This window comes from Caldicoprobacter sp. (assembly GCF_047459465.1).
Taxonomy (GTDB): Bacteria; Bacillota; Clostridia; order Caldicoprobacterales; family Caldicoprobacteraceae; genus Caldicoprobacter.
In genome coordinates this window covers 1-5248 of the sequence record NZ_VSCO01000124.1, presented here as the reverse complement: position 1 = coordinate 5248, position 5248 = coordinate 1, and the positions used below count along the sequence as shown (strand labels likewise).

3 protein-coding genes are annotated in these 5248 nt (G+C 46.9%); all 3 read right to left on the bottom strand.

Features of this window, described 5'->3' with window-relative positions:
* A partial coding sequence (locus tag FWJ59_RS07700; protein WP_414481369.1) for a hypothetical protein occupies nt 1-1358 on the bottom strand: 1358 nt, incomplete at its 3' end.
* 530 nt (nt 1359-1888) lie between these two features.
* Nucleotides 1889-2401, bottom strand: a complete 513-nt coding sequence (locus FWJ59_RS07695; RefSeq protein WP_414481368.1) for an ECF transporter S component — start codon at nt 2399-2401, stop codon at nt 1889-1891.
* 216 nt (nt 2402-2617) lie between these two features.
* The coding region (locus tag FWJ59_RS07690) for a calcium-translocating P-type ATPase, SERCA-type (RefSeq protein ID WP_414481367.1) at nt 2618-5248 on the bottom strand (2631 nt) is incomplete at its 5' end.

The window sequence follows — 5248 nt, the reverse complement described above, 5'->3', positions numbered from 1 at the left end:
ACACCAATATGGCTCTCCACGTCGGCCCTGCCGCTTTCATTTAAGTTTACCAGCGAAATGACGTGGGTTATGACATCGCTACCCTTGGCCATATACCCCATACCGTATACAATAACTGAAAAGGCTATTACCATAACGGGTATTGTAAACCAGGTCCATTCGCGCCTGTCCATTCGTTTGAGCACCAGGTAATTTAGAGGGCCCACTACAAGCAGATAGGCAAAGAGTACCAAAAGTAACTTTGAAAAGGATGGCAAATCCATGGTCCTCATTCCAACGCCAAGGGCTTCGCGGATCCGTTCGTCCTTTATCGTCCCAACCTTGGTACCATAGGCTTTGCGCTGTTCAATATCTTTTAAAGTGCTTACCTTATCGGAATCTATATGAAGATTCAGAATATTTTCCCAAAACATCTTATTGCCGGTCCAGCTCAAAAAGGGCTCCAGCCCCAAGTCAAATGCAGAAACAAATATATATCCTGCACCGCGGCTTATCTTCCATACAATCCCCTTACCCTCATGTTCAACTGCAGGTTTCGCATCATCGATTGTTAGATCCATTATATCAAAAGGCACATCGCTTTGCAGCGTACTTTCTCCAATAGCTTCAAGGACGGGAATCTCAGCCACCTGTCGCGTGCCCAATATGGTTGCCGAAAGAATACCGCCCTGCAAACCCGCCAATGTCTTGTATCCATTGGCCCCTGTACCTATAATGAGAATTCCACCCGATTCCAGCCACTGCTGGAGGGCTTTTACCTGCTGCTGTGAAAGCTCGCTGGTATCGGCATTGTTCAGTATGAGTACGGTAAAATTATCGAGAACCTCTTTCCTGTCTGGAAAATCCTCCACATCAAGATGTACCGCCTCATATTGGTAAAAGATCCTATTGCTGCCCAGGGAAGACTTCCAGTAATTCAGCGCCTCCCTGTCATCGGTTAGAAGGCCCAGCATATAGTGGTCCTGGGTCACCGGCACCACATCGCCCACCTTAACGCTCTTTATTACGTTACCTCTTTGAATCAATTTCACCTCAAAATTCCTCTGTATAGTATCTATCTGGACATAGAGTTTAAAGCGTTTCCGCGTCCCATGAGGAATAACCACAGGCGTTGAAAACACCACAGCGGTGCCCCGACTGGGTTGATAGACTTGCACCTCAAGATCACCCTCTATATCATCGCCCTTATTTTCGATGTCCACCGTAATAGGAGTCCAGCTTCCCAGCTTAAACCGCCCATCAAAGCCCATTTGAACTTGCATCGCAATGCTCTCGTCATCGGCATGGGCAATGTTGCCTTCAATCAATTGTGCGAGCAACATCAACAAGACAAATACCATTACGGTTACTCTTTTCACGCCCTTCCCTCCACCCATAATCTGTTTCGCCTTACATCTCTCAGTCGCCCATTAGATACACAGCCAAATGTTATCCTGTTTCTTCTCTTCATAGATTATATCATCAATTGAAGCCAAAAAAATAAATAAATGGCAACAAATTTATTAAAATTGAATTAAAACTAATAAGTTAAGTAAGTTCTAAGCTGTATATGGTCAAGAATGTAATCAAGGCTACAAAACTTAAGAGAAGTGAGCTTAGGAAAGTAAGGTGAAAATATATTCTCGAGTTAGATTCTATGAATAAGGAGTTGAAAAAATACGCACAATTAACATCAAAAAGGAGGCTAAAAAAGTCCCCAAACATATCCTCTTCTTAGAACCAGTGCACTTTTCTAGCTATAGCTAGGAACAAAATCCTATACCTTTATAAATCCTTTTTCATTGGTTGGTGGATATCAGGATCCCTTCGTATTTTATTCATCTCTTTGTCGGCCAGTTTTTCATAAAAGCGTATAATGTCATAGCAGCCTTTACATACCGTTAAAAACCTAAACATCCTTCAGCCTTTCCAAGGGTTTGGACAGCGGCAAGAAAATCACCGCTCCTACCAGTGCTTGACCTATATTGGCAAAGAAATTGGGTATGTTGGCCCTCCAATCGACAATTCTGACCACGTATACCTCAAATACGTAATACCCCACTGCCATCCACAATCCAGCAAGGGCAACGCCCAGCAGCTTTCTTACCAATGACGTCCTGCCTTGCGGCGTATACAGAAAATATCCAGCAATACCACCCATAATTCCTTTTATTATAAACGTGGCCAACATATAGAGGGAATAACCAAGATATAGGTCTGCCAAAAAAGAACCCAGGCCGCTTACCACTGCAGCCATATGCGGTCCCAGAACCAGGCCGCTCAGATATACTATGCTATCCCCGGCGTGATAATAAGCTGCCTTTGCAAAAGGAGAAGGTATCTTTGTAAATGCCGTCACCGCAAATACCAGCGCTGCCAAAATCCCTGCCAATACCAGTTTCCGCACGCTCCATGAGCCCATATTTCATCTCCTCCCGCTGTTAGGCCACAGGATGGCAGGAATGCCTCTCGGGATAATCCCTGCCACCCTCCTTCATTATGGTATTATACTAATAATACCCTCACTTGGGCTCATGAAGCAAATAACCAATACTTATACATCATCGCAAATAACATTATAGCGATACAATTATTACCTTCCCCTCAAAGCAAAGGCTCTCCACGCAACCTTCACCCATTACTCCTCGTCCTTTGTGGTATTATACCCCAGCAGTTTTACCATCTCCACCACAACCAATCGCGCCAAAGCCAAAATGACAACCCATATCCAGTGTTTAAATCCGAGGGGAACTACCTCAAAGACATTCGACAGGAAGGGCACCGTCATAACCAAAAGCTGAAGCAATCCCGAAATAGCAATAGCCCCCACTGCGTAGCGATTGGTCATAAACCCTATCCTAAAAATCGAATACTTGTTGGAACGCACATTTAGCACGTGCACCAATTCCCCGAAGGTAAGAGCTGCAAAAGCCATGGTTCGCGCAATGTCTAAGCCATCCCTAAGACCTATTGTAAACGCCAGCAAGGTCAAGATGCCCGTCAAAAAGCCCTGATAAACGATGCGCCTTACCATGCCCCTGCTAAAAATTCTGGCATTGGGATCCCTGGGCTTTTTATCCATAATATCCTTCTCAGCCGGTTCCATCCCCAGCGCCAGAGCAGGAAAGCTGTCAGTAACCAGGTTGATCCAGAGAATGTGAATGGGCAACAGCGGTTTCTCCCAATCGAGCATAGTAGCTATGAATACCGCCAGTATTTCACCCACGTTACATGAGAGCAGGTACTGAATAGCCTTTAGAATGTTGGCAAATATTATCCTTCCTTCCTCTACCGCGGCAACGATGGTAGCAAAGTTGTCATCGGTGAGCACCATATCAGCAGCCTCTTTTGCCACATCAGTCCCCACCTTGCCCATGGCAGCACCAATATCGGCGATTTTAAGGGCGGGAGCGTCGTTGACTCCATCTCCCGTCATGGCCACTATCTGCCCCCAGGACTGCCATGCCTTCACAATCCTCACCTTGTGCTCGGGGGATACTCGGGCATACACCGAGAAATCCTTGACGCGTTCCTTGAACTCCTCTTCGCTCAGCCGGTCCAATTCAGCGCCGGTGATGGCTTCCTCATCGCTCTTCAAAATTCCCAGTTGGCGAGCAATGGCCACCGCTGTTATTTTGTGATCGCCGGTAATCATAATGGGCTTTATTCCCGCCCGTTGACATACCTTTATGGCTTCCTTAACCTCGGGCCGTGGCGGATCAATCATTCCTACCAGGCCGACAAAAATCAAGCCATCTTCCAGTTCCTTTTCTTTATCAGTATAGTTCAAATCATCCAGGTCTTTGTAAGCCATGCCCAGAACCCTCAGAGCACGAGAGGCCATGTCATCGTTAGCCTCTTGAATGTGCTTCAGGTGATCAGCCGATATGTCCACAACCTTTCCATCCAGCAATACCCTGTTACACCGCAGTATGAGCTGATCAGGTGCGCCCTTGGTAAATACCCGGTACCCGTTTCCCAGCTTATGTACCGTGGTCATAAGCTTTCTCTCCGAATCAAAGGGCAATTCATCCACCCTGGGCATATCGGCATCCAATATATCTTTATCCAATCCCACTTTTAATCCCAGCCATACCAGAGCCGTTTCGGTAGGATCACCTATGGCCTTCTTGTTTGCTCCATCCACCACTATCTGCGTATCGTTGCATAAAACGCCCGTTGTAACCAGCAGTTTGAGATGGTCATCTATACAATCGCGCCCTTCAAGCTCATTGACGTTGAAAAATTTGCCGTTGTAATACACCTGTTGCACAGTCATGCGGTTTTGCGTCAGCGTCCCAGTCTTATCGGAGCATATAATGGTAGCGCTGCCCAGCGTCTCCACCGCCGGCAGCTTGCGTATAATAGCGTTGCGCTTGGCCATGCGCTGTACGCCCACCGCCAGCACTATGGTCACTATAGCCGGTAGCCCTTCGGGAATGGCAGCCACCGCAAGGCTGACAGATGTCAAGAACATCTCAAAAATCTCTTTACTTTCTTTGTGATGATAGAATATACCTATTATGAATATGAAACCGCATATGGCAAGGACCACTGTCCCCAAGGTCTTCCCCAAAACTTCTAAACGCTTTTGCAGGGGCGTCACGGTTTCCTGGCTGGTCTGTATCATCTCGGCTATCTTGCCCATCTCGGTATTCATGCCTGTACCTACCACTATACCCTTTCCCCTGCCGTAGGTCACTATGCTGCCCGAATAGGCCATATTCACCCTGTCGCCAAGGGGTACATCCTCCTTTTCCAACCTTTCATCATGCTTTTCAACCGGCACCGATTCACCGGTAAGAGCTGCCTCCTCGATCTTCAGGCTAGAAGTTTCAAAAAGCCGTATATCGGCAGGAACGAAGTCCCCGGCTTCCAGCACCACCACGTCCCCCGGCACCAGCTGCGACGCTGGGATCACATCGGGCATTCCATCCCTTATCACCTTTGCGGTGGGAGACGCCATCTTCTTCAATGCTTCCAAAGACTGTTCGGCCTTGTTTTCCTGTATTACGCCCAAAACAGCATTCAATACCACGATGAGCAATATGATAAGCGCATCGGTCCACTCGCCAAGCATACCGGAGATGATAGCCGCCACTATCAAAACTGCAATCATGAAATCCTTAAACTGATCGATAAACATCTGAAAAATTGTCTTCCGGCCTTTCTCTTCAAGCTCATTGGGGCCGTACTGTTCCAAGCGGCGGTATGCTTCATCTTTGGAAAGGCCTTTGGAAAATGAAGTTGAAAGCTTTTCTTCAACTTC

What these genes read in the sequence shown, in the direction of transcription:
- FWJ59_RS07695 (WP_414481368.1), bottom strand. Translation starts at nt 2,401, where the DNA reads ATGGGCTCATGGAGCGTGCGGAAACTGGTATTGGCAGGGATTTTGGCA.